General features: G+C 40.2%; 4 protein-coding genes. 2 read left to right on the plus strand and 2 right to left on the minus strand.

Going from position 1 to position 3,769, the window contains the following annotated elements; translation table 11 throughout:
* Positions 1-559 precede the first annotated feature (559 nt).
* Complete coding sequence (locus tag Q1J64_RS15580; protein ID WP_301110034.1) at positions 560-1,357, plus strand: S1C family serine protease; 798 nt, start codon at positions 560-562, stop codon at positions 1,355-1,357.
* Positions 1,358-1,410: 53 nt separating this feature from the next.
* On the opposite strand, the gene Q1J64_RS15585 is transcribed toward Q1J64_RS15580, so the two are convergent.
* Entirely contained in the window at positions 1,411-1,728 is a 318-nt protein-coding gene (locus tag Q1J64_RS15585; protein ID WP_301110035.1) for a YflT domain-containing protein, read from the minus strand.
* 223 nt (positions 1,729-1,951) lie between these two features.
* Between Q1J64_RS15585 and Q1J64_RS15590 the strand changes: the two genes are divergently transcribed.
* The gene (locus Q1J64_RS15590; RefSeq protein WP_301110036.1) at positions 1,952-2,329 is read left to right on the plus strand and encodes a carboxymuconolactone decarboxylase family protein; all 378 of its coding nucleotides are present in this window, start codon (positions 1,952-1,954) and stop codon (positions 2,327-2,329) included.
* Between the two features lie 35 nt (positions 2,330-2,364).
* Here Q1J64_RS15590 and Q1J64_RS15595 read toward each other — a convergent pair whose 3' ends face one another.
* Entirely contained in the window at positions 2,365-3,513 is a 1,149-nt protein-coding gene (locus Q1J64_RS15595) for a baeRF3 domain-containing protein (RefSeq protein ID WP_301110037.1), read from the minus strand.
* Between the last annotated feature and the right edge of the window lie 256 nt (positions 3,514-3,769).

Here is a 3,769-nt window from a genome sequence, read left to right on the forward strand (position 1 = left end):
TCAATTAGGCATATATTTTGGAGAAAAATAGATGCTTTCGTCTCTTCTTTTCTGCTTTTTACCGTTGGCTGTACAATGTCCTCTACTGTTTGGATATTTAAAACCACTTCCCAAGATCAATTCACCAATGTATGCATTACCTTTTGGTATCACATAAACTTTGGCAAATAATCGTTTTCTACTACCTGTATAACGAACTGTGCAGCTAAATGTTCCGTGACAGATTAGTGCTGTGAAATAGTATCTCCTCATTAATGATTACCTTCGTACTTGCAGAAGGACTGACGATCAGATAACTTTGCTTGTTAAAATGAGTCTCCAACAGTCCATCACAAATCCGTACAGCTTTCTATCGTTTCAGCCTTTATTATGATCAACCTTGACTTCATCTCATTTCCCAATAAAGCAGATCTTTATCTTCACACAATTTATATCAAGATAGAGATTTTTTTGGCTACTCTATCTGTGTTTTCTGACTATTATTTACCTATCTTTTATACCTTACTCAACTCTTTTATTGCGTTTCTGGTAAACTATTTAGTAGAAAGAGGTGTGTTGAGTGGAAACCAAAGATTCTTTTCAAGAAGACCTCGATGATGAGGAACTGCAGGAATTAGTATTAGAAGCTCAGCGTGAAGCCCTCGCCAAAGCTGCTGAAGAAAAAAATCATCCTCGTACTTACCGGCCTTTTCCCAGATGGACATTTTGGGTAATGGCTATCACACTGGCTCTCAGTACATTCGCTATTATTTTTCAAATCTTTTCAATTCCTGCTATCGAGTTTTTAAAAACATCCTCGGAATTGTCTAAAAACCCGCAAGTTGCACTATATAAAGAAGCAGTAGTCGTCGTTTCGACAGGCGACAGTAAAGGTACAGGATTTTCAATCAACGAAAGTGGAACCATTCTAACGAATTATCATGTCATTGAGGGCAATGAAACGGTCATGATTTCATTTCCAGAAGGAGATATGTACAAAGGAACTGTTACCCGCACCTTTCGAAACATCGACTTAGCAGTAGTAGAAGTGAGAGATGAACATCTACCCCATCTGAAGTTGGCAGACCGCACCCACTTCACTGACCATGAGCCGATTACGTTTATTGGGAATCCGCTGAGTTTTTCAGGTATTGCGAATAAAGGACATGTATTGAATTATATCCAGCTTCCTGATTGGGAACGTCCAGTAGTTATGATCAAAGCGCCTGTCTACAGAGGGAATAGCGGCAGTCCCGTTATTAACGCGAAAGGCGAAGTAATCGGTGTGATCTTCGCTACGCTGAACGAAGAACAGCACGGCAAAGTAGGGTTATTCATACCAATCGATGCTTATTATGATGAAATCGAAAATATGTAAAGAAACAATGAAAAACCGGCAAAGGATCAAGTCCTTTGCCGGTTTTTTGCTAGTTATCGTTTTGCAACGAGTAATAGTCTTCCTTTATCCAATTCACTTTCACCTTCTGAAGCCTCTGCTTCAGTCAATCCGACAGACTGCATTTCACTGCGCAATGTATCTCCACGTGAAGTGAACATATTTTTCATTTTATCGAGGAAGCCCATTTCGCTCATCCCAACTTGTTCTGAATCTAGTGCATCTGCAATTTTATCTTCACGGTCTTCGCTATGTGCAAAGATATAAATCTGATCGTGTGTGTAGCCTTGTGCTACCAATTCTTCAATCTTCTTTTTAGCTTGCACTGCATTTTCTAAGAAAAACTTTTCCATTTGTAAATCCCTCCAAGTAGTTGTTTTCCGCTCTATTCAACTATACCTATTCATAGTACTTTTCAAACTTTACATCAATAATTAACAACTTTAGAACTATTGCGCTTTTTTAAACTAGTGATTTCAATGTGTTTATTGATGGAAATATATGTTTTATTCGTCATATCTCATCTTTATTGTGCTATAGTAAATTCAGAATTAATAAATTACTGGAGGGGTTTTCATGACTGTTGAACGTTTAGAAGCTGGTTTAAAAAAAATCAAAGAATATGTCAGTGAAGAAGAAGCCGAACGGATGATGACCGCCGATACATTGAAAGATCTGGCACCTGACTTACGAAAGTATATCGTCGAATTTGGCTATGGTGAAATATACTCAAGACCCGGCCTTGACAACAAGCAGCGGCAGCTGGTGACGATTTCTTCATTAGTCACGCAAGGTACTATTCCGCAAATTAAAACACATGTACAGAGAGGATTAACTGTTGGATTAACAAAAACGGAAATTGTTGAATCCATTATGCAGTTAATCCCATATGTTGGCTTCCCGCGTGTTCAAAATGCATTGATGGCCGCTAAAGAACTGCTTGAAAATGAATAAAACGAAAAAGCCGTTCACGATGAACGGCTTTTTCGTTACCATCTATAGATAGCTGCGACTCCTGTATCAACAGGCATACGCTCTTCAGGAAGAACGACAACTTCTCCGCCGCTTTTAAAGACAAGTTCAGCCAGATCGTCCATTACATCATCCACTGCTGTTTGCTGCAGATTTTTCGTCTGGATTTCTCCGGTATCCAAATCAATCTTACCCGGATACACACGGCCGTCTTCAAGCATCAGCCGGCTGATTCTGTTTTCACTCACTGCTTGAACAACGTCCTCTATCTTCTGCGATCCCAGACCATTGGCTTGTGAGTTTTCAAAACTCTCCACAAGATTTTTGGTCTTATCCAAATAATTAGGTTCAATTATCTGCCATGCCATTTCTCTTAACTGCTCAAGATTCAATGCTTCAAAATCTGATTTAATTCCTTGGTCCTGCAGATACGGGTTATGACTCAGCTCTTTAAAAGGTGTATGATATTCAGTTAGCGTTACTAAATACAATGGCAGTCCGCTCGGTTTAGAGAAGTGTTCAGAAACCGTACGGTCGACATATCGGAAATAACGTTCAATATCTATTTCAATTTCATCCTTTTTGCCTCCATATCCGTGCATCATAGCTGTCCCCGTTGCTCCGCCTGAGTCTCCTGAGCCTACGTAAGCTTCAGTGACTTGATCGCCAATCGCTTCAGCTTTTGTTTTTGCCAGTTCTTCAGGAATTTCAACTTCCTCAATTCCATAACGATTCCCTTCAAACAGTTTGAACTTCTGTCGGTTAACGCCAAGCAAGTGATAACGGTCAGCTGATTGGAACACGCGAATGAGCGGTTTAATATGGAAGCTGTTTGATACAATCGCCAATTCAGGCACAGGTCGCTGCAGCCTGTATATAATGCAGCGATCTTTCGTTGCGAATAAAGCGAGTCCGTCCCCTGCATGCGCCCAGAACGGCCGCTCGCCCTGTAACTTTTCCAGTGGCGCTAGCAGACTTTTGATTTCATTCCCGGGGTATATTTTAGATAATTCTAGTTGAACTTGTTGCAATAAGTTTTTAAAACGTATCGGATCTTGCTGATTTTCTGGTCTATGGCGGTGGGTCGGCTGATAAATGGAGATGCAGGGTTCTGCTTGCTCCATTAAAAATTCATGTGGAAATTCGTTAACAATCTCTACGTTCATCCTAATCCCTCCAGTTATAATTTCCTGCTATGTAAAATCGCAGGCTCTAGTGTACTGCTTCCCTTTTCAACTAGTTGTAAACTTTGCCAGTCGGATTCGAAAAATAGGCTATTGACAGTGTGATCATTTAACTGTATACTAAGGAATTGAGATTGATAACTTATCTGGACACAACAACATGGCGTTCTGCAGATGTTTTTCGGAACACTTATTCATCACTGGCGCGACTATAGGGTCGCAAGGACGCAAAAGTAGG

The sequence above is a fragment of the Sporosarcina sp. genome (assembly GCF_029257255.1).
GTDB lineage: Bacteria > Bacillota > Bacilli > Bacillales_A > Planococcaceae > Sporosarcina.